Origin of the sequence: Paraburkholderia sp. SG-MS1 (assembly GCF_012275575.1) — a bacterium.
In the GTDB taxonomy this organism is placed as follows: Bacteria; Pseudomonadota; Gammaproteobacteria; order Burkholderiales; family Burkholderiaceae; genus Paraburkholderia.
This window is the reverse complement of record NZ_NPIH01000264.1, coordinates 1-26047: the sequence shown is the minus strand read 5'-3', so window position 1 is coordinate 26047 and position 26047 is coordinate 1. Positions and strand designations below refer to the sequence as shown.

Below are 26047 nucleotides of genomic sequence, written 5' to 3'. Positions count from 1 at the left end.
GGGCATCGGCCGCACGCGCGAGCGCCGTCGACGACGCGCCGCGCTGGCCGCGTTTCAGCGCGGCGCTGACAGGCTACGCATTGTTCGGCGTCGGTTATATCGGCTACATGACCTTCATCGTTGCGCTGCTGCGCAATGCGGGCATGAGCGCAACGGTCGTGACGGGTTTCTATCTGCTGCTCGGCGTGGCGACAGTGGTGTCGGCTCGCGTGTGGTCCGCGCTACTCGACCGGATGCGCGGCGGCCAGGCGCTCGCGGTGCTCAACGCCTTGCTCGCGGTGGCGACGCTGCTGCCCGCGCTGTTCACGCAGCCGTGGGTGGCGTTCGTGTCCGGCGTGCTGTTCGGCGCGACGTTTCTGTCGGCGGTCGCTTCGACGACGGCGTTCGTGCGCCACAATCTGCCCGAGAGTCACTGGGCGAAGGGAATTAGCGCATTCACGATCGTGTTCGCGTTTGGGCAGATCGTCGGGCCGATGATGATCGGGTGGGTATCGGATGGCGCGGGACTGGCGCGCGGGCTGGTTTATTCCGCGTTGCTGCTCGGGCTCGGTGCGGTGTTGGCCGCCTGTCAGAAGCCGTTGCGCGGCGAGTGAGCCGCGTCTGCGCGCCGCTAATCGACGGCGCACGGCTGACGTTGCCGTTGGTTGTCGCCGGATAGTACGCTGTTGAACGCCTGAGATCCGCCCGAATGCCGAAACGAGGCGGCTCGCCGCCGCGCGAGTTCGGTGCAGTCGGCCGACGGAATATTCAGCAGACGGCAGATGATCTCGACCGGCAGGGGCAAGGCATAGTCACTGACCAGCTCGAATTCGGTTTTCCCTGAGGCGTTCGACGAGTTCGCGCGCCATCGCCTCGACCATCCCGCGCAACTTGCCGATCCGCCTTGCATCGGTAGGTCTTCATCAGCGCTCTCAGGCGCGTGCCGGCAGGCGGCGCGCTCTTTTGTATCGCAATGTATCTGCGCCATGCACGGGTACATAACGTTGCACAGCCGGTATTCGCGGACACACGCCAGATACGTCAGCGAGGTCTAATACTTCCAAGCCAGACGACCTGGCTAGCAGACCAGAACGCAGACAAATGTTTGCGGAAATCAAATTCTCTTTGAGGTGAACATCATGAAACTGATCCAATCGCTCGTCGTTGCCGCTGTCCTCGCCGTGCCGGCTTTGTCGTTCGCGCAATCGAACCAGCCGCTGACTCGCGCCGACGTGCGCGCGCAACTGGTCGAGTTGCAAAGCGTCGGCTACAACCCGGCCAGTGATGAAACGCAATATCCGAAGAATATCGAAGCAGCCGAGGCGCGCCTGAGTGCACAGAAGAGCCTGTCGGCGTCGTCGTATGGTCCTGCGACTGCCGGTACGTCGGCAGCGGGGTCGCGTGGTGCGCAAGTGGACGTTATCGGCCTCGGTCCGATCTACGCAAAGCCCTAAGCAGTGAGCCGGTCGATTGCGTCAATCGAGTCGCCGGCTCGACTATCGATTCGCATCGCGGCACTGGCCGCGGTGCTTCCCTTTCGCGCGAACTCAATCAAGCGCGCCTAACCCAGAATAAGGAAAACGATCATGTCGGACCAGATTAATACGCGGCGTCGCCGTTTGCTAGGGACCACAGTTGCGGGTTTCAGTTTGCTGGAGATGGGACTGAGCGGACTCGCGCACGCGCAGTCCGCTGAAACGACGGGCGGCGCGAAGGCGGCCACGCGCGTTGCATCGTTCGAGAACCTTCGACAGATCAACGCCGCAACGCTGAGCATCGGCTACGCGGAAGCAGGCCCGCAGAACGGCCCGGTCGTCATTCTGCTGCACGGCTGGCCGTACGACATCTACGCGTTCGCCGACGTCACGCCGCTGCTGGTCGCTGCGGGCTACCGCGTGATCGTGCCGTATCTGCGCGGCTATGGCTCGACGCGCTTCCTGTCCGCGGACACGCCGCGCAATGGTCAGCAGGCGGTGGTCGCGGTGGACATCATCGCGCTGATGGACGCGTTGAAAATCGACAAGGCAGTGCTCGGCGGATTCGACTGGGGCGCGCGCACGGTGAACATCATGGCGGCGCTGTGGCCGGAACGCTGCAAGGCGATGGTGTCGGTGAGCGGCTATCTGATCGGCAGTCAGGAGGCCAACCGTGCGCCGCTGCCGCCGAAAGCGGAGCTGACGTGGTGGTATCAGTTCTATTTCGCCACCGAGCGCGGCCAGGCCGGTTACGACGCGAACCGTCACGACTTCAACAAGCTGATCTGGCATACGGCGTCGCCGAAATGGAATTTCGACGATGCAACGTTCGAACGTTCGGCAGAGTCGTTCAAGAATCCGGACCATGTCGCAGTGGTGATTCACAACTACCGCTGGCGTCTGGGGCTGGTCAAGGGCGAGCCGCAATACGACGAACTGGAAAGGCGTCTGGCGATGGCGCCGCCCATTTCGGTGCCGACCATCACGCTCGAAGGCGACGCGAACGGCGCGGCGCATCCGGACCCGGCGGCCTACGCGAAGAAGTTCACGGGCAAGTATCAGCACCGGAACATCACGGGCGGCATCGGGCATAACCTGCCGCAAGAGGCGCCGAAGGCTTTTGCCGACGCGATCATCGACGTCGTGCGTCTCTAGACCCTCGTCCTGACGCAAGAAAGTTTTCACATCGTCCACTGATCTCGAGGAACCTGGATGCGAACGATCCGGACAGCATGCGCGTTAGCGCAAATGGCACTGCTGCTTTACGCATTACCCAGCCAGGTCATGGCGCAGGATGCTCATGCGGCACGCTCGCCGATTTATGGCGTGACGATGCCCGAAGGCTACCGGAAGTGGGAAATGATCGCGCCTGCCGAAGAAGCCGCGCCTCTCGACGAACTTCGCGTTGTCCTCGGCAATCCCGCGGCCGTGAAGGCGATCGAGAACTCGACGCTGCCGTTTCCGGACGGGGCTATTCTGGTCAAGCTTGCTTATAAGCGGAAACAGTCCCCCGAATTCGAAACGGCGACTATTCCGGGCCAGGCGACGACGGTGCAGGTGATGGTGAAAGACTCACGCCGATATGCATCGACGGGGGGTTGGGGTTATGGGCGCTTCATTAACGGCCAGCCCGCCGATCTGGCGCAGCATCAAACGTGTTTTGCGTGTCACGAAGCACGCGTGAAAGGCCGCGATTACGTTTTTACGCGTTTCGCGCCGTGACGTTGCGTTTGATTGCAGGGGCGCACACGGCTACATGAGGTTGGCGGCAGCAGAAGCGCGATGATCGATACCTTCGATCATCGCGCTTCTGTTCGTGTCGGCTATGAAGCGATCTCAGACGCCGGATGTCGACGGAATGAGCGCCGCCTGGCCGCAGTAAACGCCGGCGTCATCGTGCAATTGCCAGACCACGACGTTATCGATCCAGAAGCGCTTGCCCGACTTCGTCACACGCATGCCGCGATACGCGCAGACAAAACCATCGTGTTCCACCTGCTCCAGGAAGGCCCGGCGTTCGTCGCGATCGGGCGCTTGCGCCGACAAACGGGAAGGCAACCTGGTCAGTTCGTCCCAATCGTATTCGAACAGTTTTTGCGCCGTCATGTTGCCGTACACGAACACCGGGTCCGCCATGGTGTTGTGCGCGAGCAGGCCAAACGGCGCACTCCCGTAAAGCCAGCGTGGCGCGTCTTCGACAGGCACGTGCTCGGGGACAAGCGGCTTGCCGAGCAGGCGCGAGTAGCTCTTCGACAGTAGATTGAAAAAGCCGGGATCGGTGCGCAGGCCCGTTTCCGTGCGTCGCTGTGCGGCGTCCATCTGCGATTTCTCCTGAAGCGGTGGAAACACGAAGTGTGGCCCAAGCCGGCGGCAATGTCACGATGGCGTGGAGCACGGTCGTTGCCGGACAGTTCCCAATCTAGCCTTTTAACAGGGCGCCGATGGCCCGGCGGGCCCGTGAGAGCCGGCTCATGATCGTACCGATCGGCACGCCGAGCGCGTCGGCTGCTTCGTTGTAACTCAGTCCTTCGACACCGACCAGCAGCATGACCGCACGTTGTGCTTCGGGCAACGCTTGCACGGCGCTGACGATCTGCTGGTCCATCGCATGCTGTTCCGGCATGGCGGCCAACGGGTCGGCGACCGTCTCTAGAAACTCGCGGTCACAATCGACACTGCCGCGGCTGCGCACGTTGCGCGCGCGCTGTTCGTTGATCCATGTGGACTGCACGATCGAGAACATCCAGCTAAGCGGCGCGGTGCCCGGTCGCAACTGGTGCGCGCGTTCCAGTGCCCGCATGCAGGCGCGCTGCACGAGGTCTTCCGCGTCGTGCCGATCGCCTGAGAGGCGCAACGCAAACGCCCACAATCGCGGCAGCATGCCTGGAAGCATGCTGGCTAAGTCTGCTCCAGTCATCGACGTTGTTTCCTTGCTTGATGTCGTATAGCTGGCTTTTCGGGGCGCGACAACGATCGTGTGCATGACGTCGGCCGAATCCGGTCGGGAAGATAAAGCTACCCGTCATCCGCATCGACACGCACTCGCTCAATTGGCGGTGATGACGACAGCTCAGCGAAAAAAGCCGGCGCACCTTATCGGAATGCGCCGGCCTGGCTTGCGAAGATCAAGCGCTATCGCGCCGGGTGCGTGACCATTCAGTCGGCGTCGGGCAATAGCGCGAGGCAGCGCGGTTTAGACAACGGTAATGACGACGTCGATATTGCCGCGCGTCGCTTTCGAATACGGACACGTTTGATGAGCCCTGTTCGCCAGTTCCTGCGCGACTTCGCGGTCGATACCCGGCACGCTGACGTTCAGGCGGGCCTGCAGGAGGTAAGCATCGCCGTTCATGCCCAGATCGACTTCTGCGTCGACGGCGGTAGCGGCGGGTAGCGCGACTTTCAACTGTTTCGCGGCGAGTCCCATTGCGCCGATGAAGCACGCCGACCAGCCGGCGGCCAGCATCTGTTCCGGATTCGTGCCGGCGGCGGAACTGCCCGGAGGGGAGAGCTTGACGTCCAGCCGACCATCGTTGCTGCGCGACGCGCCGTCGCGGCCGCCGGTGGTGTGGGTGTTGGCGGTGTAAAGCACTTTTTCGATGCGGGTCATGATCGATATCCTTTGCGTGAGGGGTTTAATGATGCGAGTAGGTGGAAAGCGATGCGTTCAGTGCGCCTCGTGCTCCCGATTCGGAAGCCGTATCGCGCACACCGCCGTAAGACCGCGTTGACGTGTCGGCGTTGGCGATGACCTGCTCGGTGCGAGCCGTCTGGGCACGCTGAGCGCGTTGCGATGCCGGTGCGCCCGCGAGCGGCTCGTCATGCGGCGCGGGGCCGAAACCGCTGCTGGCGAAAGCGGGCGATACGACGGCGGCGCTCGCGGAAAGAAGTGCGGCGACGACGAGATGCTTGATCATGATGGAACCTCGAAACGATAAGTTTGAAAGAGAAGGTGCCTCGCGAATCGCGCCGAACATCCGGGCCCACACGGCCATAGCCGAGCGGCAGCGCGATGAGCTCGCGCAGGGATCAGCTTCCCTGATAGAACTTGTTGAGCGCGGCAAGCTGACCGTCGTGTTGGGCGCGCACCAGTTCCTGACGAACTTGCTTGCGGGTCTTGCCCGTTGTGTTGGCCTGGCCGGGTGTCCACTGCTGTGTTTGCTGGGCGTCGTTGCTGACTGCGTTGGCGTCGGCCGAAGGGACTGCGTAAGCGCTAGCCGTCGTGGCGAATGCGGCGAAGGCCAAAGCGATCATCGATACTTTCATGTCGTTCTCCTGAAGCTGGATTAGTGAAGAGAATCCGTCGGTTGATCTGCGAAGCGCCGCTCTCGGGTCGAGGTCTGCGGCAAGATCTTCATCAGTGTTCCGTCGTTGATGTATTAGAACCGGCGGAGGTATCTGGCTTGTGTCGGGAGACCGGAGTATTGCAATGCTGTGTATCAAGCCGAGCGACATATACGTTGCGATACAAAACTATGGCGGGCATCTATCGATCATTTGCAGAGGCCGAATGCGTGTACACGTACGGCCGCTTTCACATCTTTCGTCATACAGAACGAAGGCCGCGGCAATGTCTCGCATTGCCGCGGCCCGTACAGGCATTTCATCGGAAAAAGTACCGCATCAATCCTTTTGCGCGAGTAACACCTGAATCGCCGCTTCCGTCTGCGCGTAATCGCCTTCGCCGAAGTGCGTGTATACGACCTGCCCCTTCTTGTTGAGCAGATAAAACGCGGGCCAGTACTGGTTGTTATAAGCGCTCCACGTCGCATACTGGTTGTCCTGCGCGACCGGATAGGTGATGCCGAAGCGCTTGATCGCGGTCTTGACGTTATCGGTGTTGCGTTCGAACGGGTATTCGGGCGTGTGTACGCCAATCACCGTCAATCCTTGGTCCTTGTATTTCTGGTTCCAGCTTTTCACGTACGGCAGCGTGTTGATGCAGTTGATACAGGTGTAAGTCCAGAAATCGACCAGCACCACCTTGCCCTTCAATTGCCGAAGCGTGAGCGGCTCGCTGTTGAGCCATTGGTTGATGCCGGTGAATTCCGGTGCGGGCGGCCCGCTCTGCAACGGCGCGGCGAGGGCGACGGTGCCGGTGGCGGCCGTAGCGGCGAAAGTCGCGGCGATAGCGAGAGTCTTGAGTTGGGAGAGCATGTCAAAGTCCTTTGAGAGAAGGGAAAATCGCGGCGATCCGGGCGTAGACCAGAACGTCGTATTGCAGATAGATGGCGAGAGCCGTCAGCATCACCAGTACGCCGAATATCTGTTGCAGCAGTTGGGCATGGCGCGCCACTACGCGCATGCGTTGCGTCACGTAATGGCCGCCGTAGATGATCGCGAGCATCGGGATGGCGGCGCCGATCGCATACGAGGTGAGCAGCAGCGCCGACCATCCGAGGTCCTGCGCCTTGACCACCAGGACCAGAATCGAAGCCAGCACGGGCCCCGCGCACGGGGTCCAGACGGCGCCCAGCGACATGCCGAGCACGAAGCCACCGGCGTTGCCGCTACCGGGCTGCCCGCCCGGCGCAACCGCCGCGCCAATGCGCGCGAGCGGCGCCTGCAATTGCGCGACGAGCCAGTCGTAAGGGCGCGGCCACAGACGCAGCAGACCCGACAGCGCGAGCAACGCGATGCCGGTATTGCGCAGTGCTTGTTGGGCGATATGCACCGTGCTGGACACCGCGCCCAGCAGCATCGCAAAGGACGCGAAGGTCAGAATGAAGCCGGCGATAATGAAGAGCGGACGTACGCGGCTCGGCCGTTCGACCGAGGTGCCGAGCAGAATCGGCATCACCGGCAGAATGCAGGGCGACGCGATGGTCAGCAGCCCGGCCAGCAAGGCGAGCGGTGTTTCGAAGAGGCTGTGCATGGTGGACACTCCGTGAGCTGGTATGGCCGTATTGGAACGTCCGCACGTATCTGGCTTATGTCGGTAATATCGTGCGCCTGCAATGTTTTGTGTCTGGCGAAGCTCGGGATACACTGCGACACAATTCGCCGTACGAGGCAGGCTATAAAGCCGGGCATCGCCAGGAACAGGGTGAGCCGTTGCGTGGTTCGCTTCCTCCTATGAGCCGGGTGCAGTTGAAAGCGCCAGCAACCATTCCTGTACGAGACCCGAGAAATGCAAACGACCGACCACGTATTGATCGTCGACGACGACCGCGGCATCCGCGAGCTGCTCGCCGGCTACCTCGAGAAAAACGGCATGCGCGTGTCGCTCGCGGCCAACGGACGCCAGATGCGCGCCGCGCTGGAACAGGGCGCGCCCGATCTGATCGTGCTCGACCTTATGCTGCCGGACGAAGACGGGCTGGTGCTGTGCCGTGAACTGCGCGCCGGCAAATTCCGCACCGTGCCCGTGCTGATGCTCACGGCGCGCAACGAAGAAGCGGACCGGATCGTCGGTCTGGAAATGGGCGCTGACGACTACCTGACCAAGCCGTTTGCCGCGCGTGAGTTGCTCGCGCGGATTCGCTCCGTACTGCGCCGCGCGCGGATGCTGCCGCCCGGCATGCAAGTGACGGAGTCGGTGCAAATGCTGGCGTTTGGGGACTGGCGGCTTGATACGACCGCGCGTCATCTGCTCGATGCGGAAGGTACGATGGTCGCGTTGAGCGGCGCTGAATATCGGCTGCTACGCGTGTTCCTCGATCATCCGCAGCGGGTGCTGACGCGCGATCAGCTGCTCAATCTGACTCAGGGCCGCCAGGCCGATCAGTTCGACCGTTCGATCGATCTGATGGTGAGCCGCCTGCGTCAACGTTTAAGGGACGTTGCTCGCGAGCCGCGTTACATCAAGACGCTGCGCAGCGAAGGCTATGTGTTTTCCGCCGCCGTGAACGAGATCGAGGACACGTAATGAGCCTGTGCTCGTGGGCGCGTTCTCGCCGGGATTGGATCATCGGCAATGTCGCTGATGCCAGGTCTTCCAAGACTACCCGCGAGCCGTAGACGAACGGAGCGCCAGTCAGCGAGCGCCTCTACGCGCTGCTGCTGCGCATTCGCCAGCGCCATCTCTGCGCGTTGAGCAGTTCGAGAATGTTTCCGACGCCCGCCAGATAGCGATACTGGGCAGCGGCGAACGATCGCTGTGCGATATCCAGCAGAGCGGCGCTTTCCTTGGCTGTACCGGTTGAGGTCTGAACGGCCTGGTAACTGTTCCAGACTTCAAGCCCAACCTGCTGGCGCGTGCCGTCCAGAGCATCCTGCTGCTTCTCCATCTGAGCCTGCGTCTGGCGGACCTGATACGTGTGGCTGAAGCCTTCGAAGAACGGAATCGTCAGTTGCACGCCGACATAGCAGAGCCGCTCGCCAGGGTCTTCGGCATTCCAATGCCGGTGTTGATCTCCGAAGACCTCACCGGGGAAACGCTTAAAGCCTGCGCGAGCGGTTCGACTTCAAACCATCCGAAGTGGCGCGACGTGCAGCGGATTTCAGGCTCTGATTAGTCGACCATTTGCCGGCCGCAAGCGAACGCGGTCGGCGCAAGGCATGAAAAGACGCCCGCGTTGACCGGGCGCAAAAGGAAGCGGCGGTGAGTGGGATTTATCGCTGTCTTCCGAGGCTAGAAAATGGTGACAGTGTCTGCTTCCTGGACACCGCACCATTCCTGTAATGCTTCTCGCACTTCTTCGATGACCGGACTCCAGTTACCCAGCTCGCGCTGACGGAATAGCCGCATGGACGGATACCAGGGACTGTCCGTGCGCCCGACCAGCCATCGCCACTCTGAGTACGCGGGCACAAGCACCCATACGGGCAAGCCCGCTGCCCCAGCCAGATGCGCGACTGATGTATCGACGGTGACTAACAGATCAAGTGAATGAAGTATTGCCAGGGTATCGGCAAAGTCTTGGATGGCAGGCCCCAGCGGGTGTATGTCCAAGTGCTTCGCCAGTGCATCGATTTCTCGTTCTCTGTTACCTTTCTGAACCGAATACCACGTTATATTTGGTACCGCAAATAACGTTTCCAAGGTGTTGAGCTGGATGGAGCGGAACCGATCAAGACGCAGGGTCGGACTACCCGCATATACGATACCTATCCGGCTGTGCCTCGCAGGGTCGCGCGCCGGCGAAGTCGCTTCTATGACAGCACGCCAGTGGCGTACCTTCTCCGACTCGGCAGCGAGGTACGGCATCGCAACGGGAAGCATTGGCAGATCAAGCTTTAAATGCTCAGCCACACTGAACATGTGGCACCAGTAGTCGTACGGACCGGGCGGCATTTCAATGAAGACTTTGCTGACGGCGGTCATAGATGACGCGAGAACTGCAATCGGCCTGTCCACCAAAACGTCAACGCTCGCGCCTTGCCGGTGTAGCCACTCCGCAAACCGCAGGAACTGTATCTGATCGCCGAGTCCCTGTTCACCGATGAGCAAGAACTTGCAACCAGCGACTGGCTCACCATTCCACTCGGGGAAATCAGGCCACGCCATTACCGCTCGATTTTTTGGAATCTCGTAGAACGACCTGTGTCGCCTCCAGCCTTCTTCAAATTCACCCAGGCAGAGTAGCACGTCCGAAAAATCGTATTGCACCGACGGATTGTCTGCCAACGCCAACGCGGCCTTCTCACTGTACTGACGACACTCTGCAGTCCTCCCAAGATGCCTGAGTGCCCATGCTGCGCTGTGACAGAGCGTCGCGTCGTGTGGGGCAAGCGCGAGTCCTTGCCGGGCCGCTGCGAGCGCTTCCTCATAACGATAGCTGCAATTCAGGACATATGCGACTGCCTTTAGTGCGAGGGGATCGACTGTAAAGCGGTCTTTAATCTCACGGATAGTTTTGTCGAGCGTCGCGAGGTGTTTGGCATTTATGATTGCGACCATACTGTCAAGGTCATTTTTTGATGCCGCTGGCTTGAGTGTCCACGCGCGCATCCAATAGTTCGCAGCCTTATCGACATTGCCGGTTTCTGTGTTGATCTTCGCAAGTGCACGAACGGCGTGATGTAGTTCAGGCTCGATTTCAAGGGATTTCTCGTAGTGCACGATTGCTTCGTCAAGACGGCCCGACTGTCGCAGGCAGTCTGCCAGGTTCCTGTGCAGGCTGGCGGTATCTCCCGCCAGACGGATTGCTCGCCGATAGGAGGCTTCAGCGGACTCATACTGCCCGTTGCTCGCAGCAAGCAGACCCGCGTGCTCCCACAAGTCAGCGTGGTAGGGGGCGGCACACAGCGCCCGCTGGATGTATCCGCGCGCCCCGTCCAGATCGTCCAGATGAACACACGTGAGGCCCATGCGATGCAATGCATGCACGTTGCACGGAGTCGCATCCAAAACCCTCAGATAATACGCAGCCGCATCGCTCATGCGCCGCAAAGAAAAGTGGCTGTCAGCAATCGCAACAAGCTTGCATATGTCCGTTTCGTTGTCGTGCATGACGGATCTTCCTGCCTATCTGTTGTTTTGATGAATGCACCTCCTGTTCAGAAGTGCACACTGTTTTAGCGGTAGGCGTTAGTCACTACATCCGGCGTCTGCCAATTAGTAGCTTCGAATAGCACAAACGTATTCACGGCAGTGGACGCTTTTATCATTGCGTAAAAATTTCCGCCGGAGCCCGGCAGAGAGATAGTGCATTTGGCCGGTACACCATTCGACATGGTGGCAGTACAATCCGGCGCGGCCATGTTCATAGAGTCGGATCGGACAGATACTGTCGCAGTACTGCGGGTATCCTGCGGCGTAAAGATAAACGTCAAATCTTTCCAACCAACGCGAATGGGATTGCCGTTAGCGTCGTACATCGCCATTCCAACGCGTGGACCAGCTGGAAGCGAAACGAGGAAATACGCCGTATTTGCAATCCCTCGTAAGAATCAGACTAACTGTCGGGACAGGAATGCGCAGTAGGGATTCTCCTGTTCTACCGTAGAAAATTCCTGTCGATTTTGTGATAGGGCTTGTCACGCGCGTCGGGTATACGTGACCTCGATAATGTCCATACCGTGTGGCGCATCTGGCACGACGGCACCGTCAACCAGAACAAGTCGAGATGGGGGTGACGTGACGATTCTTTACACACGTCCGGTGTCGGCTGATTTCTTATGCATATTTCTACGGCGACACAATGAAAAAAGCGCGACGAAATTCGCGCCTCCTTCCAGCAGTGCGGCCGGCGTCGCCTTTGGTCAGTGCGGCGCGGTGGCGGACTTTAAACCTGCTTTCGTGCGGGCCGGTCGGCGCGGCACGACGCCGACATCGCTATCTGAAGCGCTTCGCACAGCATCGGACAGCAGGTTGGCCGCATCACGGGCCGTGATGCGGCTGTGCGCCACGCCCTTGGCGTCTAGCGCGATGATCTGGAACAGTTGACTATCGCACTCGTTGCTCCGCTGATACACCTCGCCCGTATCAACCAGCAGTTGCAGTAACGTCCTCTGTTGCGCCCTTTCTTCGTTCGTTACCGCGGGACTCCGGCATACGGACGCTGCGAGCGTAACCAGCTTGTCGAGTTGTTCTCTCTGCTGGTCGCAGAGACGCAAAGCCGCGAGCGCGAGCTTTCGTATCGAAGGCTATCCCCAGCAATCTGATGCTGCCGAAGGTCGGCGCGCGTCTGACGTTCAGCCGGATTCTCGTGCTATGGGGCATCACATCGGCCTGCATGCTGTTCGTTCAGAACGTCGCGGCCTTTTACCCAATGCGCTTTCTGCTCGGCTTATTCGAAGCCGGCTTTGCGCCGGGCATGATCTATTACCTGTCGTGCTGGTACGGACCGGCGCGCATGGCGCGGGCGATTGCGCTCGTGTTCGTGGCCGGGCCGCTGGGTGGCATCGTCGGCGGCCCGACGTCGGCATGGCTGATGACGACGCTCTCCGGCGTGTGGGGTCTCGCCGGCTGGCAATGGATGTTTCTGGTCGAAGGGCTGGCGTGCGTGGCGCTGGGCCTACGCGAAGAAGTTCACGGGCAAGTACCAACCCCGGAACATCACGGGCGGCATCGGACACAACCTGCCGCAGGAGGCGCCCAAGGCCTTTGCCGATGCGATCCTCGACGTGACCCGCCTTGCATGACACGTCGGCGCACGCCGGCGACAGACGAGCCGCTCCGCATCCCCGGAGCGGCTTTTTTGTATCGCAATGTATCCAAACCGTCCACAGACAAACAAGCTTGCATTAAGCGGCTCAACGAAAACATTCCAGATACGTCGGGGCGTTTTAATACCTACACGCAAGGTTGATTCACGACAGTGCGTTTGAATCAGGCGGGACATGACGGTTTGCATGCAGCAAGGGCGTCGCGTTCCACCCCAACCTTTGATTGCCTTTGATATCTGGAGAAAACTCATGAAACTCGTTCAATCCCTCATCGTCGCCGCGTTGGTCGCCGTCCCCGCCGCATCGTTCGCACAATCGCAGCAACAACCGCTGACCCGCGCTGAAGTGCGCGCGGAGTTGGTCCAGCTTCAGAAGGCCGGCTACAACCCGTCCAGCGACAACACGCAGTACCCGCAGAACATCGAGGCCGCGTTGGCACACGTGCAGGCCGATAACGGTTCGGTTGCGGCAACCTACGGCGGCGTCGCGCAGACCAGCGCGGCTTCGGGATCGCGCGCCCCCAAGAGCCATACACCGATGAGCCATGCCCATGCGACCGAGTCGGAAGTCATCGGCCTCGGCCCGATCTACGCGCATTCTTGATCGACGCAACCCCATGACCGTCCGCGTGCTGTCGCGCGGACGGTCGTTCCATCTGCATACCTATCTATCGAGACATACACAATGACCACGTTTTTCAAGAAGTGCCTCGGATCGGCATTGCTGCTCGGCGGACTATTCGCGTTGCAGGCCGCGCATGCCGCTCCCCCGCAGGACCTGAAGGGCAAGAACGTCGTGCTCGTGCATGGCGCGTTCGCCGACGGTTCCAGCTGGGACAAAGTGATTCCGCTGCTCGAAGCGCGCGGGCTTCACGTAGTGGCGGTCCAGAACCCGCTGAGTTCGCTGGCCGATGACGTGTCGGCGACCAAACGTGTGATCGATCAGCAGAAGGGCCCGGTGATTCTGGTCGGCCATTCGTGGGGCGGCGTTGTGGTCAGCGAAGCGGGCAACGACGACAAGGTCAAGAGTCTCGTCTACGTGGCGGCGTTTGCGCCCGACAGCGGCCAGTCCATCGCGGACATGACGAAGGGCGCACCGGCACCGGTCTGGGCGAGCGAGCTGCGCAAGGACGACGCGGGCTACCTGACGCTCTCGACGAAAGCGGTGCTCGAGGATTTCGCTCAGGACGTGCCGCTGCGCGAGAGACGTTTGATCGCGGCGACGCAAGGGCCGTGGGCCTCCGGCTGCCTCGACGAGAAGGTGACAAAAGCGGCGTGGCATGACAAGCCGTCGCACTTCGTGGTGACCGGTCGGGACCGGATGATCGATCCGAAGCTCCAGCAGACGATGGCTAAAAACATCGACGCGACAGTGACGCGCGTCAACGCGAGTCACGTTGCGATGGTGAGCCAGCCCAAGGCGGTGGCCGATGCGATCATCGCCGCGTCGCGCGCTGTGCAGTAACACCAGGGATGAGCGGCGGCCCGGTCATGCCACGACGGTCCGCTGCAACAGTGCGCTGATCGCGACGACCTGCTAGATCGCAATGGACGGAATGCTCTTCATGCATCGCAGCGCGAACATCGACCGGCTGTGGCGAATCCCGGCAATCTTGTAGAGCTTCTCGCGCAGGAACCGTTCGTAACCCGCGGTGCCGTCGACCGCCACCTTCACCAGATAGTCGTAGTCGCCCGACACCAGATACGCTTCGAGTACTTCGGACAGGGTCGCGAGTTCGGCGCCGAAGCGGGCGAGCGCGTCGTCGTCGTGCCGGTCGAGCGTGACTTCGAGCAGCACCACGTCGGCGAAACCGAGCTTCTGCTGGTCGAGCAACGCGACATAGCCGCGGATATACCCCTCGGTTTCCAATTGACGCGTGCGATTCCAGCACGCGGTGGTCGACATGCCGACCAGTTCGGCCAACTCGGCATTGCTCAGCCGGGCGTTCTTCTGCAGTTCGCGCATGATCTTGCGATCCTGGTTGTCGAGCGGGCGATTTCGGGTGGTCATAAGAGGGTGGGAAGGTTGTTTTGTATAAGTTGATTTTACTGGAAGGTTGTCCCCTATGACGTCGGCCAGACTAGATCTTTAAGAAGCCTATCCAGCCTGCGTCCGGGTATATTTTCCCCATGCATTCATGTCCGGGACAACCGTCCGGGCCGCGGGCCTCACGCCTCGCGGTCTTGCGCGGCCACAAGCTGCCATCTGGTGTCGCGCCGCTTTCACAGGAAGGCGGCACGCGGGCGAATTCCGGCGCCACCCGCGCTGGAAAGCGCGCTCGCCGGGCATGGACGCATGTTCCTGACCGATGCTTGTCAGCATGATCGTCCGTATTGCCGCGGCTGCGACGCCGTCCCTTGAGACGTCATGCATGGGCAATGCAACAACCCTTGCCTCCTTGCCCACCTGCCCGCCGATGTCGATCCAGCTGTACGTTTCGTTTCTTCTTGCTGCTCTACTTCTCGTCTATTCCCCCGGTCCGGTCAATGTACTGACGATGAGCCAGGCGCTTGGTGGCGGCTGGCGCGCCGCGTTGCCATGCGTCTGGGGCGGCACATGCGCTGTGCTTCTGCAACTGGCGTTCACCGCGCTGTGTCTGAACTCGCTGTTGCTGATCGACGAGCGCGCGTTGATCGCGCTGCGTTGGGCCGGCGCAATCTATCTGATCTATCTCGGCTGCAGGCAGTGGCGCAGCGGCAGTCTCGCGGTTCCCACCGACAGGTCGCAGCAGCGCAGCCTGTTCTGGCGTGGCTTCGCCACCTCGGGACTCAATCCAAAAACCTTGCTGTTCTTTCCGTCGTTTTTTCCGCAGTTCATTAGCACGCCTTCGAACGAAGCGCATTGGTCTGCGAATCAGCAATACCTGTTACTGGCCGCTACGTTTGCAGTGGTGTTTGCGTTGGGCGTCGCGTCGACGGCCATCTTTTCGCATCGCTTGCGCACCGTCTTGCAACGGCCGAAACGACTGCGCGTTCTGAACCGGATGATGGGCAGTCTGCTGGTCGGCATGGGCGCATTGATGGCGGCAGTGCGCTGATTTTGCCGATGCGTCAATGCGCGTGCGCTGCACCGACGCGAAAGGCGGCGCCCGGTCCCGGGCGCCGCCTTTCTTGTTGCAAACGGTCAATGAAAGATCAGGTACAGGATGACCAGTACGATCAACGGGACGCCAAGCAGCCAACCGAGTAGATAAGGCATGATGTGATCTCCTTTCGTGGTGAAGTGCGAGTACGAAAGTGATCGAGCATCCGCCGTGCCTGACCCGGATCGCACTGGTGGCAGCCGCGCATAACGTGCGCTGGACGCAGGCTCGAAGGGTCGCTGCGGCACTATGGGCGGCCACGTGCCGCGCGCAAAATAGCCTTTATTCAAGGCAAATTTTCCCGCAGCACGATGCTGAACTGCACAGGTTTCACATCGCTCATGGCGTCGCGTTTCTCGCGCACGTTGCGGAAAATCCGCAGACAGTTGCCCACCATCGCTTGCGGCGTTTGGGTAATCAATGCATCCATCGTCCCGTCGATCAGCAACGCGCGCGTGTCCGGCGTCAAGCCATGTCCCACGAACAGGATCTTCTGCTCCGAGCGCGCCTCGACAATCGCGCGAGCGACGCCGTCCGATCCGCCGCCGCTGTTATAAATGCCCGCGAGGTCGGGATGCTGCTCCAGGAGTTTGCGGGTCTGCCTATAGTTGCGCTCGCTGTCGTCGTGACCCTCGCGCAGTCCGATCACGCGCACTTGCGGAAACGTCGATTCGATCAGATGTAGGAAGCCGATCTCGCGCTCCTCGTGACCGCGATAGTTCAGACTGCCCGCGAGCATCGCGATCTTGCCGCTGGGCCGCGGTCCCATGAAGCGCCCCAACAACAAGGCCGCCGTGCGCCCGGCCGAACGATTGTCGATACCCACGTAAGCCAGCCGCCGCGCATTCGACAGATCCGAAATCAGCGTGATGGCCGGTACGCCCTGGTCGGCCAGCGCATTGACGGCATCGCGCACTACCGGATGCTCGAGCGCCATGAACACGACGCCGTCCGCACGCTGTCCGTATTGCAACAGACGGTCGGCCAGTTCTTTCGGGTTGAAACTCTCGACGTAATGGACACGGCACTTCATGTCCAGCGCACTCCACTGATCGTGCGCGAAGTCGATGTAGTCGCCGAGCATGTGCAGGTAACGATTGGTGCCGGCCGGCAGCAGAAACGCGATGCGCATCGGCTTCGAAGCGCTCGCCGCAGGCGCGGCGGGCGTGAGCAGATAGCCCAGTTGCGCGGCCGCTTGCAGCACGCGTTGCGCGGTGACGGCGCGCACGCCTTCGCGCGCGTTGAGCACGCGATCCACCGTGGCGGTCGACACGCCGGCAACGCGCGCTATGTCCGGAATGCGTGCGCGCGCGGCGGCGGTGAAGTGAAGCGGTTCGGACATGGCAGTCCTTCACAGATTGGAAATCCATCAAAAAACATCAAGCCCGCGGTTTGACGCAGGTGCCGTGCACGCCTAGTCTTGCAGCTATCGCACGACGACTCAACAATGATGACAGGAAAATCAACGCGTTGAATCGAACGATGATGGATTTTGATGGATTCGACAGTCACATCAATTATAAGCAAGGAGACGCTCAAATGACCAACCTCGCGAGACGCACGTTACTGCGTGCCGCGGCCGCCGTGCCGGTGGCCAGTACGCTGGGCTTTCCGGCGATCGTGCGCGCGGCATCCGGCCCGGAGTTCGTGTTCAAGTACGGCAACAACCTGCCGCTCACGCATCCGTTGAATGTGCGTTCGCAGGAGGCGGCCAACCAGATTCGCGAGGCGTCGAAGGGGCGCATGGAGATCCGGATCTTCCCCAACAACCAGTTGGGCGGCGACACCGACATGCTCGCGCAGGTGCGCAGCGGCGGCATCGAAATGTTCACGCCGTCGGCCCTCGTGGTGTCGACGCTCGCGCCGTCGGTGGCCATCAATGCGGTTGGCTTCGCGTTCAGCGATTACAACCAGGTGTGGGGCGCGATGGACGGCAAGCTCGGCGCCTATGTGCGCGCGGCCATGCAGAAGGCCGGGCTCGAATCGTTCGAAAAGATGTGGGACAACGGTTTTCGTCAGACCACCACCAGCAACGGTGCGATCACGAGCGCGCAGAACATGCGCGGTCTGAAGATTCGCGTGCCGGTGAGCCCGCTCAGCATCGACATGTTCAAAGGTCTCGGCGCCGCGCCGACCAGCCTGCAATTCAGCGAAGTCTATTCGTCGCTGCAAACGCATATCGTCGATGCGCAAGAAAACCCGCTGCCGATCGTGCAGGTCGCGAAGCTCTACGAAGTGCAGAAGTACTGTTCGCTGACCAATCACATGTGGGACGGCTACTGGTTCGTGCTGAACCCGCGTGCGTGGCAGCGTCTGCCGAAAGACCTGCAGGGCATTACCAGCGACGCGTTCAATCAGTCGGCGCTCAAGCAGCGCGAAGATGTCCGCAAGCTCAACGATGCAGCCGTCGCCGATCTGCAAAGCAAGGGGCTCACGATCAACCGGCCCGCGCCGGACACGTTCCGCGTCGCGCTGCGTCAGGCGGGCTTCTATGGTGCGTGGAAGAGCAAGTTCGGCAACGAGGCGTGGGATCTGCTCGAACAATCGGTCGGCAAGCTGGCCTGAGCGTGCAGCAGTCCGGTGAGCATCAGAAGACGCGCGGCGATGCGCCGCGAGGAGACCGCAGGATGTCGAATCACGCATTGAATCCGGCAGAGGCGGCGGCCGTGCCGTTGCACGCGGCCAGCACGCCGCGCCGCTGGCTAAGAACTTTGGACCGCGGCCTGATCGCGCTGGTCGAAGTGTGCGCGGCGGCGCTGCTGGCGGTGGAGATCGTCGTGATGCTGGCGGGCGTGGTGTCGCGTTACGTGCTGCATCAGCCGCTCGTGTGGTCGGATGAACTCGCCGGCATCCTGTTCCTGTGGCTCGCGATGCTCGGCGCGGTGCTCGCGTTACGGCGCGGCGAACATATGCGGATGACGGCGCTCGTGAGCCGGTTGTCGCCGCAACGGCGCGCCTTTGTCGATACGCTCGCGATCGCCGCGTCGATCGCCTTGCTTGCGCTGTTGATCGCGCCTGCGTACGACTATGCGGCGGGCGAGGCGGCGATCGTCACACCTGCGCTGCAGATCAGCAACGCGTGGCGCGCGCTCGCGCTGCCGATCGGCGCCGCGCTGATGCTGCTGGTCGGCCTGATCCGGCTCGCTCAGGTGAGCCGCGTGCGCGACGTCGTCATCGTGCTCGCGATCGCCGCGCTGCTCGGCGCGGTGGCCGTGTTCGCCGGGCCGTGGTTCCAGACGCTCGGCAAGCTCAACCTCGTGATCTTCTTCGTCGGCGTGGTGGCGATCGGCATTTTTTCCGGCGTGCCCATCGGCTTCTCTTTTGCGCTCGCGACGTTCGGCTATCTCGGCCTCTCCACTTTCACGCCGCTGGAAGTGGTGGTCGGCCGCATGGACGAGGGCATGTCGCATCTTGTGCTGCTCGCCGTGCCGCTGTTCGTTTTCCTTGGGCTACTGATCGAAATGACCGGCATGGCGCGCGCAATGATCGAGTTTCTCGCGAGCCTCGTTGGTCACGTGCATGGCGGGCTGTCGTTCGTGCTGATCGGCGCGATGTATCTGGTGTCCGGCATTTCCGGCTCGAAAGTCGCGGACATGGCCGCAATCGCGCCGGTGCTGTTCCCGGAGATGAAGAAACGCGGCGCGTCCGAAGGCGATCTGGTCGCGCTGCTCGCCACGACCGGCGCGCAAAGCGAAACCATTCCGCCGAGCATCGTGTTGATCACGATCGGCTCGGTCACGGGGCTGTCGATTTCCGCGCTCTTTACCGCCGGCATGTTGCCGGGCGCGGTGCTCGCGTTGATTTTGTGCGTCGTGGTGTGGTGGCGTTATCGCAAGGAAGATCTGAGCGGCGCGCAACGCTTCACGCGGCGGCAGATCGGCCGGCTGTTCATCGTGTCGGTGCCGGCCCTGGCATTGCCGTTCGTGATTCGCATGGCGGTGGTCGAGGGCGTGGCGACGGCGACCGAAGTGTCGACCATCGGCATCGCGTATTCGATGCTGATCGGGCTGCTGGTCTATCGCCGCTTCGAATGGCGGCGGCTCGGCCGCATGCTGGTGGATGCGGCGACTCTGTCGGGCGCGATCCTGTTCATCATCGGCTGCGCGACCGCGATGGCCTGGGCGCTCACGCAATCCGGTTTTTCGCAGGACCTCGCGCAATGGATGGGCGCGATGCCCGGCGGCGCGTATGGCTTTCTCGCAGTGTCGATCGCTGTGTTCGTGATGCTCGGCAGCGTGCTCGAAGGCATTCCCGCGATCGTGCTGTTCGGGCCGCTGCTGTTTCCGATCGCGCGGCTCGCGGGCGTGCATGAGGTCCATTACGCGATCGTCGTGATCCTGTCGATGGGTGTCGGGCTCTTCTCGCCGCCGTTCGGCGTCGGCTACTACTCGGCATGCGCGATCAGCAAAGTGAATCCCGATGCGGGCATTCGTCCGATCGTCGGGTATATGGGCGCGCTGATTGTCGGCCTGCTGCTGGTCGCGGCAATTCCGTGGATTTCGATCGGCTTCCTTTAAGTTTTCTTTACAGGTTCGACCTTCGGGCGCTGCATTCCTGCCGCGTCGGGGCGTCGCTCGTCCTTCAAAACCCGCAGCATCGGGAGAGTTTCATGAGTCGTTTCTTTGGCGAAATCCGGCAGGCAGGCTATGTGGTGCGCGATATCGAAGCCGCGATGAACTACTGGAGCCGCGTGCTCGGCGTGGGGCCGTGGTTCTACAACGAACGCGTGCCGATCGAAAACTACACGTATCGCGGGCAAACGTATGAAGTGCACAACTCGGTCGCGCTGGCGAACTCGGGGCCGCTGCAGGTCGAATTGATCCAGACGCGCAACGACACGCCGTCGATGTATCGCGACTTCCTGGCCGCCGGCCATACCGGTTTGCAGCACAACGCCTACTGGACCACCTCGTTCGACGCGGACCTCGCGCGTCTTCAGGAGCAGGGCTTCAAGGTGGCGATGAGCGGCGAGGTGGGGAGCAACGGGCGCTTCGTCTATTTCGATACGGAAAATCATCCGGGCACCGTGGTCGAACTTTCGGAAATCGCAGGGCCCAAGGGCAAGCTGTTCGACATGATCTACGCGGCGTCACGCGATTGGGACGGCCGCGAGCCGGTGCGCCGCTTTCCCGATTTGGGCACCCTATGAGCGCGACGCAGCAGGCGCAACCGGCCAACGACGACACGCTCGAAGCCGACTATCTGATCGAGACGCCACTCGATCCCGCGCATGTCGCCGAGGTGATGGCCGGCGAGCAGTCGAGCGGCACGTTCGTGCGCGTCGCCAATGAAACCGATGCGCTGCGCGCACGCAGCCGCGCGAGCGTGCTGCGTATCGCCGAACTCGAAGCCGTGGCGCAGCCCAGTTTGCCGAGCGCATGGCTGATCCGGCAAGGCATGCCGGGGCCGTGGCGGCGCGCGCGCGTCACGCTCTCGTTTCCGCTCGCCAACATTGGCGCGAATCTGCCCACGCTGGCCGCCACTGTCGCGGGCAATCTGTGCGATCTCGGCGAAGTCACGGGCATGCGGTTGCTGTCGTTGCGCTTGCCGGCTTCCTATCGCGCTCGCTTCGAATTGCCGCGTCATGGCGTGGCGGGCACGCGCACGCTGACGCAAGTGACGGACCGTCCGCTGATCGGCACCATCATCAAACCGAATGTCGGTCTTAGCGCGACGCAAACGGCGGCGCTGGTGCGCGAGCTGTGCGAAGCGGGCGTCGATTTCATCAAGGACGACGAAGTATGCGCGAATCCCACGCATGCGCCGCTTGCCGAACGCGTGCGGACGGTCATGTCCGAAGTGCGCAGTTACCGCGAACGCAGCGGCCGTTCCGTGATGGTCGCGTTCAATATCACCGACGACCTCGACGCGATGCGCCGTCATGCGCAGCTGGTCGAGCAGGAAGGCGGCAACTGCGTGATGGCGAGCATCAACTGGTGCGGCTTTTCCGCAATCCAGACGCTGCGCCGCGAGACGCCGCTCGTACTGCACGCGCATCGCAACGGCTACGGGATGATGTCGCGCGATCCGGCGCTCGGCATCTCGTTCCAGGCGTATCAAACGTTATGGCGTTTGACCGGAGTCGATCATATGCACGTACACGGCCTCGCCGGCAAATTCGCGCAGAGCGATATGGAAGTCATCGAATCGGCGCGCGATTGCGCGACACCGCTCGCGTCCGATCGCGCTGACACTGTGCTCCCCGCGTTTTCTTCGGGGCAGTGGGCCGGCACCGTGCCTGCGACCTTCGACGCGGTGCGCTCCACCGATCTGCTGTTCATGTCCGGCGGCGGCATTCTCGCGCATCCGGACGGTGCGTCCGCGGGCGTGACGAGCGTACGTCAGGCATGGGCGGCCGTGCAGGCGGGTACGCCGTTGCCCATGTACGCCGAGCGGATGCCGGAATTGCGGCGCGCGCTGGCGTTTTTCGGCGAACGCGCCTGAGCGCGACTCGGGACATGAAAGACATGGACGATCTTAGCCGTCGAGGCTTACGCGAATCGCGTGACGCGGGTCCCGCGTACGCGTTCTACGGCGACGACTTCACGGGTGCGACCGATACGCTCGCGCATCTCGCGCGCGCCGGCTTGCGCACGATGCTGTTGTTCGCGCCACCGGATGCCGCGCGTCTCGCGATGCTCGGACACCTCGACGCGCTCGGCGTCGCAGGCGCCGCGCGGACCATGGAGCCACTCGCGCAGCAGCATGAACTCGCGCGGGTCGGTGCCGCGTTCGCCGCGCTCCGTGTGCGGGTGATGCACTACAAGGTGTGCTCGACTTTCGATAGCGCGCCGCACACCGGCAGCATCGGTGTGGCGATTCGCACGTTGCGCGAGCATTGTGCGAACGAGTTGGTCGCGGTGGTCGGCGGTCAGCCGAATTTGCGGCGCTACTGCGTGTTCGGTCAACTGTTCGCCGCAGCCGGGGCGGACGATGATCGGCAGGCGGTATATCGGATCGACCGTCATCCGACGATGAGCCGTCATCCGGTTACGCCGATGAACGAGGCGGACTTGCGTGTGCATCTGCAACGCCAGGGCGTCGAGCATGTGCAATCGATCGATTGGCGATGCTACGCGGCGGGCGACGCCGCGCTGCAATCCGAAGTGCGGCACCGGCTCGAATCGAAGCCGGACGCGTTGCTGTTCGACGTGCTCGATGACGCGCATCTACAAGCGATCGGCCGGGTGCTCGTGCGGCGTGCGGCGATGGCGCCGCTGCTGGCAGTCGGCGCGAGCAGTGTCGCGCAGGCTTATGCGTGGGCGCTTGAGGAGCGCACTGATTCGTCGGCGGGGAATGCGGCTGCGCCGCTGAGCCGCGCGCGAGGCCCGGTGTTCGTGCTGGCCGGCAGTCTGTCGCCGTTGACCGAAGTGCAGATTGGCGCGGCGCATTCGTATCTGCGCGTGGAACTGGACCCGCAGCGCATGACCGGCGATGCCGCATCCGTCTATCTGGCGGAACGCGTGGCGGCGATCGCGGGGCCGTTGCGAGATGGCCGCAACGTGCTTGCATTTACGACGCGCCGTGCGATGAACGCGGCAAGCGTGACGAACGCAGCAGACACGGCGCTGCCGTCACTTACGCAGGCTTGCGCCACGCTGCTGCGGCAGGTGCTCGACGCGGTGCGATTGCAACGCATCGGCATAGCAGGCGGTGACACGTCGAGCTTCGCCGTGCGTGCGCTCGACGCGTGGGGACTGTCGTATCGAGCGCCCTTATCGGCGGGCGTGACCATGTGCCGTCTTCATGCCGACCGCGCGGAACTCGACGGCATGGAGATCATGCTCAAGGGCGGTCAGATGGGCGATGCAGAACTGTTCGAGCAACTGGTCGATGGCTATGCAGTCGGTGAGAACATCGAGGGCTCAAGCTGATCGGCGAACCGGTAGGGCAATTCAACAAGACGACCGGATCGTTGGACCCAGGCAGGCGAGTAACTTTTCCATCTGCCATTCCCATATGACAACAAGCGAAGGTGTGTCGACCAGTGAGACTTTCCGGGCCATCGACATGACAAGGCCGCCGGATATCGCTATCCGGCGGCCGCGTTCGTTCTCACTTCGTTACGACGAGCGTTCTCTCATCCCCGTGGATCGAATCGGTTCGCTTTTCCTCGCGTTTGCTCGCATCTGGCTATATCACGCCGGCAACCAGCAGGACGATCACGACGATCAGGACGACACCGAGTCCTCCGGTAGGACCATAGCCCCACGAACGGCTGTGCGGCCAGGACGGAAACGCGCCGATGAGGAGCAGAATCAGCACGATCAGAAGAATAGTTCCCAACATATTAATGACCTCCGCTGGTTGATAAGGACCCGCCTTTCGTACGACGACCGCGCTAACTTCGCGGCTACCGTGCGAAGACAGCATCGGTGTTTCTGTTGAGCAAGCGGCATGCCCAACGTGGAGAACCGAATCGCTTTAATCGTATTCATCCGGTCACCGCCGTCACCTTGCGCGGCGTGCCGATTCGCGTCACCACGATATCGGCGACGAACGCCATGGCGAGCGCCGCCGCGCCGCAGATGAAAATCAGTGCATAGTTGTTATGCGTATGGGAGAACAGAAACGAGTATCCGTAACCGCCGAGCGCCTGGAAAAGCGCGAATGCCGTAGTCGCACGGCTCCATGCGGCTCGCTGTTCGGTGTGATCGTGCGGCACGAGTTCGTGGATGCGGCCAAGCGCGAGCGGCACGATGCCCGGCGTGAAGACGCCGAGAATCACGGTCGCCGTCGCCACCGCCAGCGAGCTGCCCGAGAGCGCCAGCATCGCCACCGCTGCGGACTGCAGAAACAGCGCGATCCGATACGCGTTGCCGAAGCCGATGCGGTCGGCCACGTTGCCGCAGATGACTGGACCCGCAATCGCCGCGAGGCCATACAGCACCCAGTATTCGGCGCCGATCGCTGCGCCGCGTCCCAGGCCGCGTGCGACGTAGTCGACGAGCAGCACCATCGCGGGCACGAGGCCGAGCGCGTTCGCCGCGTATTGCGCATACAGCAGGCGCAGCTTCAGGTTATGCGTATTCCCGGCGTGATGCGAGCCGGCGGGTATCACCGGAGCGGGCGGATTCGTCGACGGCCAGCCAAACCAGCTCGCCGTGGTCAGGACCAGCGCGACCACGCCGAGACCGATCCAGGTGGTTTGCAAACCGAAGCGCAGCAGTTGAGGAATCAGTGTGCCGGATGCCGCGATGCCGAGACCGAGTCCGAGAAAGATCATCCCGCTGACGAAGCCACGGCGCGGCGGCGGGATGTGCGGAAGAATCGACGTCGCCACCAGCACCATGATGGCGCCGCCCGAAATACCCGACAGCAGGCGCCATGCAAAGAACCAGCTGATCGACAGCGGGTATGCGCAGGCGAAGAACGCCGCCGTCACGACCGCCATCAGCAGACGCAACGCGCTGCGGTTCGACAGCACCGACGCAAGGGGACGGCCGATCAGCGCGCCGATCAGATAGCCGGCGAAATTCGCGGCGCCGAGCGTCACGGCCTGCGACGACGTGAACCAGTGCGCCTGGATCAGCGAAGGAATCAGCGGCGTATACGCAAAACGCGCGAGACCAATGGCGACGAGACTGCCGCACAGTCCGGCGAAGGTCGCGTAAAGCGCGCGGGCATCGAGCGAGGTGGGTCGTGCGGAGCTTAAAGAAGACGGTGCTGCGGACATGACGATTCCTTTACCGGTGCGCATGCCGATGGCGGCGCTGCCGGATGTCGGTGAGAAAATCAGGGAGTGCGCCCGTGCGGACGCGCGGCTCGGACGTGGCCGTCTTATGCCGATGAAGCGGGCGGCGCTGACGGCGGCGGCAGCGCGGGCAAGCCGAGCAGCGCTAACGCAGGCGACACCGAGCCGCATAGCAGCGCGTATTGCGGCGTGACTCGCGCGAGCACGCGAATGCCGATCAGCGTGGCGAGCAGATGGGAGGCGGCGTCTTCGAGTGGCACGGCGACGGTGATGTCACCGCTTTGCTGTGCCGCGACCAGGCCCCGGTGGAAAAACGCGCGAATATCCGCCATTTCCTCCGCGACCCTGGCACGAAATGCTTCGTCGTCCGATGAAATTTCGAGCGCCGAGTTGACCAGCATGCAGCCGCGCATGTCGGGGTCGGCAATCGCGCGCTCGATGACTTCATGAAAGAACAGCGTAATGCTCCGTGCCGGCGACGCGGTTTTCTCGAGCCGCTCGATCCGCTCGCGCAGTATGTGCTCCAGATAATGTTCGAGCGCTCGCACGTAGAGACCGCGCTTGTCGCCGAACGCGTTGTAGAGGCTCGGTTGCGTGAGGCCGGTCGATCTGACCAGATCGCGCGTGGAGGTCGCTTCGTAGCCCTTGCTCCAGAACGCTGCGCTGGCCGCTTCGAGCACGGCGTGCTCGTCGAATCCGCGGGGTCGTGCCATGGTGACGGTCCTTCATGCATGAATGGCGACCGTTCTATATCGGTCGATATAG

General features: G+C 62.1%; 27 protein-coding genes and 3 pseudogenes. 15 read left to right on the top strand and 15 right to left on the bottom strand.

Going from position 1 to position 26047, the window contains the following annotated elements; all coding sequences use genetic code 11:
- From CIC12_RS26915 to CIC12_RS26900, 4 genes are all read left to right on the top strand, one after another.
- A partial coding sequence (locus CIC12_RS26915) for a YbfB/YjiJ family MFS transporter (RefSeq protein ID WP_168668636.1) occupies positions 1 to 593 on the top strand: 593 nt, incomplete at its 5' end.
- A 525-nt stretch (positions 594 to 1118) separates the two neighbouring features.
- A complete protein-coding gene (locus tag CIC12_RS26910) occupies positions 1119 to 1433 on the top strand; it encodes a DUF4148 domain-containing protein (protein ID WP_168668634.1) in 315 nt (104 codons plus the stop codon).
- 132 nt (positions 1434 to 1565) lie between these two features.
- Positions 1566 to 2609, top strand: coding sequence for an alpha/beta fold hydrolase (locus tag CIC12_RS26905; RefSeq protein ID WP_168668632.1), 1044 nt, complete (start codon positions 1566 to 1568; stop codon positions 2607 to 2609).
- Between the two features lie 93 nt (positions 2610 to 2702).
- Positions 2703 to 3176 carry a cytochrome P460 family protein gene (locus CIC12_RS26900; protein WP_342030573.1) on the top strand — a complete coding sequence of 158 codons (474 nt, stop codon included), beginning with the start codon at positions 2703 to 2705 and terminating at the stop codon, positions 3174 to 3176.
- A 114-nt stretch (positions 3177 to 3290) separates the two neighbouring features.
- Here the strand turns inward: CIC12_RS26900 and CIC12_RS26895 are convergent, their stop codons facing one another.
- From CIC12_RS26895 to CIC12_RS26865, 7 genes are all read right to left on the bottom strand, one after another.
- Positions 3291 to 3773 (bottom strand): MEKHLA domain-containing protein, encoded by a 483-nt coding sequence (locus CIC12_RS26895; RefSeq protein ID WP_168668628.1) that lies wholly within the window; start codon positions 3771 to 3773, stop codon positions 3291 to 3293.
- Positions 3774 to 3873: 100 nt separating this feature from the next.
- A complete protein-coding gene (locus tag CIC12_RS26890; RefSeq protein ID WP_168668626.1) occupies positions 3874 to 4371 on the bottom strand; it encodes an RNA polymerase sigma factor in 498 nt (165 codons plus the stop codon).
- Positions 4372 to 4647: 276 nt separating this feature from the next.
- Positions 4648 to 5064: an organic hydroperoxide resistance protein gene (locus CIC12_RS26885; protein ID WP_168668624.1), complete on the bottom strand. Its 417-nt coding sequence runs from the start codon at positions 5062 to 5064 to the stop codon at positions 4648 to 4650.
- Positions 5065 to 5089: 25 nt separating this feature from the next.
- A complete protein-coding gene (locus CIC12_RS26880; protein ID WP_342030572.1) occupies positions 5090 to 5431 on the bottom strand; it encodes a hypothetical protein in 342 nt (113 codons plus the stop codon).
- A gap of 52 nt (positions 5432 to 5483) precedes the next feature.
- Positions 5484 to 5720: a DUF4148 domain-containing protein gene (locus CIC12_RS26875; protein ID WP_168668622.1), complete on the bottom strand. Its 237-nt coding sequence runs from the start codon at positions 5718 to 5720 to the stop codon at positions 5484 to 5486.
- A 357-nt stretch (positions 5721 to 6077) separates the two neighbouring features.
- Entirely contained in the window at positions 6078 to 6611 is a 534-nt protein-coding gene (locus tag CIC12_RS26870) for a thioredoxin family protein (RefSeq protein ID WP_168668620.1), read from the bottom strand.
- A 1-nt stretch (position 6612) separates the two neighbouring features.
- Positions 6613 to 7329, bottom strand: coding sequence for a cytochrome c biogenesis CcdA family protein (locus tag CIC12_RS26865; protein ID WP_168668618.1), 717 nt, complete (start codon positions 7327 to 7329; stop codon positions 6613 to 6615).
- Between the two features lie 255 nt (positions 7330 to 7584).
- Between CIC12_RS26865 and CIC12_RS26860 the strand changes: the two genes are divergently transcribed.
- Positions 7585 to 8322: a response regulator gene (locus tag CIC12_RS26860; protein WP_168668616.1), complete on the top strand. Its 738-nt coding sequence runs from the start codon at positions 7585 to 7587 to the stop codon at positions 8320 to 8322.
- Positions 8323 to 8443: 121 nt separating this feature from the next.
- Here the strand turns inward: CIC12_RS26860 and CIC12_RS26855 are convergent.
- The 3 genes and pseudogenes from CIC12_RS26855 to CIC12_RS26845 all read right to left on the bottom strand — a co-directional run.
- Positions 8444 to 8782: pseudogene (locus CIC12_RS26855) on the bottom strand (TolC family protein); the annotation flags it as partial.
- 245 nt (positions 8783 to 9027) lie between these two features.
- Positions 9028 to 10848 (bottom strand): tetratricopeptide repeat protein, encoded by a 1821-nt coding sequence (locus tag CIC12_RS26850; protein ID WP_168668614.1) that lies wholly within the window; start codon positions 10846 to 10848, stop codon positions 9028 to 9030.
- A gap of 752 nt (positions 10849 to 11600) precedes the next feature.
- Entirely contained in the window at positions 11601 to 11954 is a 354-nt protein-coding gene (locus tag CIC12_RS26845) for a hypothetical protein (protein WP_168668612.1), read from the bottom strand.
- Positions 11955 to 11983: 29 nt separating this feature from the next.
- Between CIC12_RS26845 and CIC12_RS26840 the strand changes: the two are divergent.
- The 4 genes and pseudogenes from CIC12_RS26840 to CIC12_RS26825 form a co-directional block, all read left to right on the top strand.
- Positions 11984 to 12358: pseudogene (locus tag CIC12_RS26840) on the top strand (MFS transporter); the annotation flags it as partial.
- A pseudogene (locus tag CIC12_RS26835) lies at positions 12354 to 12482 on the top strand (alpha/beta hydrolase); the annotation flags it as partial. The pseudogenes CIC12_RS26840 and CIC12_RS26835, both read left to right, overlap by 5 nt.
- 273 nt (positions 12483 to 12755) lie before the next feature.
- Positions 12756 to 13109, top strand: a complete 354-nt coding sequence (locus tag CIC12_RS26830) for a DUF4148 domain-containing protein (protein WP_168668610.1) — start codon at positions 12756 to 12758, stop codon at positions 13107 to 13109.
- Between the two features lie 81 nt (positions 13110 to 13190).
- The gene (locus tag CIC12_RS26825; RefSeq protein ID WP_168668608.1) at positions 13191 to 13970 is read left to right on the top strand and encodes an alpha/beta fold hydrolase; all 780 of its coding nucleotides are present in this window, start codon (positions 13191 to 13193) and stop codon (positions 13968 to 13970) included.
- 72 nt (positions 13971 to 14042) lie between these two features.
- Here the strand turns inward: CIC12_RS26825 and CIC12_RS26820 are convergent, their stop codons facing one another.
- Positions 14043 to 14516 (bottom strand): Lrp/AsnC family transcriptional regulator, encoded by a 474-nt coding sequence (locus CIC12_RS26820; RefSeq protein ID WP_054035587.1) that lies wholly within the window; start codon positions 14514 to 14516, stop codon positions 14043 to 14045.
- 406 nt (positions 14517 to 14922) lie between these two features.
- On the opposite strand from CIC12_RS26820, the gene CIC12_RS26815 reads away from it, so the two are divergent.
- Complete coding sequence (locus tag CIC12_RS26815; protein ID WP_168668638.1) at positions 14923 to 15543, top strand: LysE family translocator; 621 nt, start codon at positions 14923 to 14925, stop codon at positions 15541 to 15543.
- Positions 15544 to 15874: 331 nt separating this feature from the next.
- On the opposite strand, the gene CIC12_RS26810 is transcribed toward CIC12_RS26815, so the two are convergent.
- Positions 15875 to 16930, bottom strand: a complete 1056-nt coding sequence (locus CIC12_RS26810; RefSeq protein ID WP_168668606.1) for a LacI family DNA-binding transcriptional regulator — start codon at positions 16928 to 16930, stop codon at positions 15875 to 15877.
- 197 nt (positions 16931 to 17127) lie between these two features.
- Here CIC12_RS26810 and CIC12_RS26805 point away from each other — a divergent pair, with 197 nt between their 5' ends.
- The 5 genes from CIC12_RS26805 to CIC12_RS26785 all read left to right on the top strand — a co-directional run bounded on the left by CIC12_RS26805 (position 17128) and on the right by CIC12_RS26785 (position 23462).
- Entirely contained in the window at positions 17128 to 18153 is a 1026-nt protein-coding gene (locus CIC12_RS26805; RefSeq protein ID WP_168668604.1) for a TRAP transporter substrate-binding protein, read from the top strand.
- Positions 18154 to 18215: 62 nt separating this feature from the next.
- On the top strand, positions 18216 to 20105 hold the full coding sequence (locus CIC12_RS26800) for a TRAP transporter large permease (RefSeq protein WP_168668601.1): 1890 nt from the start codon (positions 18216 to 18218) through the stop codon (positions 20103 to 20105).
- Between the two features lie 92 nt (positions 20106 to 20197).
- Complete coding sequence (locus CIC12_RS26795) at positions 20198 to 20737, top strand: VOC family protein (protein WP_168668599.1); 540 nt, start codon at positions 20198 to 20200, stop codon at positions 20735 to 20737.
- Positions 20734 to 22032: a ribulose-bisphosphate carboxylase large subunit family protein gene (locus CIC12_RS26790; protein WP_168668597.1), complete on the top strand. Its 1299-nt coding sequence runs from the start codon at positions 20734 to 20736 to the stop codon at positions 22030 to 22032. Before CIC12_RS26795 ends, CIC12_RS26790 begins: the two co-directional genes overlap by 4 nt.
- 23 nt (positions 22033 to 22055) lie before the next feature.
- Entirely contained in the window at positions 22056 to 23462 is a 1407-nt protein-coding gene (locus CIC12_RS26785) for a four-carbon acid sugar kinase family protein (RefSeq protein WP_168668595.1), read from the top strand.
- A 259-nt stretch (positions 23463 to 23721) separates the two neighbouring features.
- On the opposite strand, the gene CIC12_RS26780 is transcribed toward CIC12_RS26785, so the two are convergent.
- From CIC12_RS26780 to CIC12_RS26770, 3 genes are all read right to left on the bottom strand, one after another.
- Positions 23722 to 23877 (bottom strand): DUF3309 family protein, encoded by a 156-nt coding sequence (locus tag CIC12_RS26780; protein ID WP_168668593.1) that lies wholly within the window; start codon positions 23875 to 23877, stop codon positions 23722 to 23724.
- Between the two features lie 145 nt (positions 23878 to 24022).
- Complete coding sequence (locus CIC12_RS26775; protein WP_168668591.1) at positions 24023 to 25264, bottom strand: YbfB/YjiJ family MFS transporter; 1242 nt, start codon at positions 25262 to 25264, stop codon at positions 24023 to 24025.
- Positions 25265 to 25368: 104 nt separating this feature from the next.
- Positions 25369 to 25995: a TetR/AcrR family transcriptional regulator gene (locus tag CIC12_RS26770; protein ID WP_168668589.1), complete on the bottom strand. Its 627-nt coding sequence runs from the start codon at positions 25993 to 25995 to the stop codon at positions 25369 to 25371.
- Between the last annotated feature and the right edge of the window lie 52 nt (positions 25996 to 26047).

What these genes read in the sequence shown, in the direction of transcription:
- CIC12_RS26770 (WP_168668589.1), bottom strand. Translation starts at nt 25,995, where the DNA reads ATGGCACGACCCCGCGGATTCGACGAGCACGCCGTGCTCGAAGCGGCC.
- CIC12_RS26780 (WP_168668593.1), bottom strand. Translation starts at nt 23,877, where the DNA reads ATGTTGGGAACTATTCTTCTGATCGTGCTGATTCTGCTCCTCATCGGC.
- CIC12_RS26885 (WP_168668624.1), bottom strand. Translation starts at nt 5,064, where the DNA reads ATGACCCGCATCGAAAAAGTGCTTTACACCGCCAACACCCACACCACC.
- CIC12_RS26880 (WP_342030572.1), bottom strand. Translation starts at nt 5,431, where the DNA reads ATGTTCGGCGCGATTCGCGAGGCACCTTCTCTTTCAAACTTATCGTTT.
- CIC12_RS26790 (WP_168668597.1), top strand. Translation starts at nt 20,734, where the DNA reads ATGAGCGCGACGCAGCAGGCGCAACCGGCCAACGACGACACGCTCGAA.
- CIC12_RS26870 (WP_168668620.1), bottom strand. Translation starts at nt 6,611, where the DNA reads ATGCTCTCCCAACTCAAGACTCTCGCTATCGCCGCGACTTTCGCCGCT.
- CIC12_RS26775 (WP_168668591.1), bottom strand. Translation starts at nt 25,264, where the DNA reads ATGTCCGCAGCACCGTCTTCTTTAAGCTCCGCACGACCCACCTCGCTC.
- CIC12_RS26795 (WP_168668599.1), top strand. Translation starts at nt 20,198, where the DNA reads ATGAGTCGTTTCTTTGGCGAAATCCGGCAGGCAGGCTATGTGGTGCGC.
- CIC12_RS26865 (WP_168668618.1), bottom strand. Translation starts at nt 7,329, where the DNA reads ATGCACAGCCTCTTCGAAACACCGCTCGCCTTGCTGGCCGGGCTGCTG.
- CIC12_RS26875 (WP_168668622.1), bottom strand. Translation starts at nt 5,720, where the DNA reads ATGAAAGTATCGATGATCGCTTTGGCCTTCGCCGCATTCGCCACGACG.
- CIC12_RS26800 (WP_168668601.1), top strand. Translation starts at nt 18,216, where the DNA reads ATGTCGAATCACGCATTGAATCCGGCAGAGGCGGCGGCCGTGCCGTTG.
- CIC12_RS26825 (WP_168668608.1), top strand. Translation starts at nt 13,191, where the DNA reads ATGACCACGTTTTTCAAGAAGTGCCTCGGATCGGCATTGCTGCTCGGC.
- CIC12_RS26815 (WP_168668638.1), top strand. Translation starts at nt 14,923, where the DNA reads ATGTCGATCCAGCTGTACGTTTCGTTTCTTCTTGCTGCTCTACTTCTC.
- CIC12_RS26820 (WP_054035587.1), bottom strand. Translation starts at nt 14,516, where the DNA reads ATGACCACCCGAAATCGCCCGCTCGACAACCAGGATCGCAAGATCATG.
- CIC12_RS26860 (WP_168668616.1), top strand. Translation starts at nt 7,585, where the DNA reads ATGCAAACGACCGACCACGTATTGATCGTCGACGACGACCGCGGCATC.
- CIC12_RS26890 (WP_168668626.1), bottom strand. Translation starts at nt 4,371, where the DNA reads ATGACTGGAGCAGACTTAGCCAGCATGCTTCCAGGCATGCTGCCGCGA.
- CIC12_RS26805 (WP_168668604.1), top strand. Translation starts at nt 17,128, where the DNA reads ATGACCAACCTCGCGAGACGCACGTTACTGCGTGCCGCGGCCGCCGTG.
- CIC12_RS26785 (WP_168668595.1), top strand. Translation starts at nt 22,056, where the DNA reads ATGGACGATCTTAGCCGTCGAGGCTTACGCGAATCGCGTGACGCGGGT.
- CIC12_RS26810 (WP_168668606.1), bottom strand. Translation starts at nt 16,930, where the DNA reads ATGTCCGAACCGCTTCACTTCACCGCCGCCGCGCGCGCACGCATTCCG.
- CIC12_RS26910 (WP_168668634.1), top strand. Translation starts at nt 1,119, where the DNA reads ATGAAACTGATCCAATCGCTCGTCGTTGCCGCTGTCCTCGCCGTGCCG.
- CIC12_RS26895 (WP_168668628.1), bottom strand. Translation starts at nt 3,773, where the DNA reads ATGGACGCCGCACAGCGACGCACGGAAACGGGCCTGCGCACCGATCCC.
- CIC12_RS26905 (WP_168668632.1), top strand. Translation starts at nt 1,566, where the DNA reads ATGTCGGACCAGATTAATACGCGGCGTCGCCGTTTGCTAGGGACCACA.
- CIC12_RS26900 (WP_342030573.1), top strand. Translation starts at nt 2,703, where the DNA reads ATGGCACTGCTGCTTTACGCATTACCCAGCCAGGTCATGGCGCAGGAT.
- CIC12_RS26830 (WP_168668610.1), top strand. Translation starts at nt 12,756, where the DNA reads ATGAAACTCGTTCAATCCCTCATCGTCGCCGCGTTGGTCGCCGTCCCC.
- CIC12_RS26850 (WP_168668614.1), bottom strand. Translation starts at nt 10,848, where the DNA reads ATGCACGACAACGAAACGGACATATGCAAGCTTGTTGCGATTGCTGAC.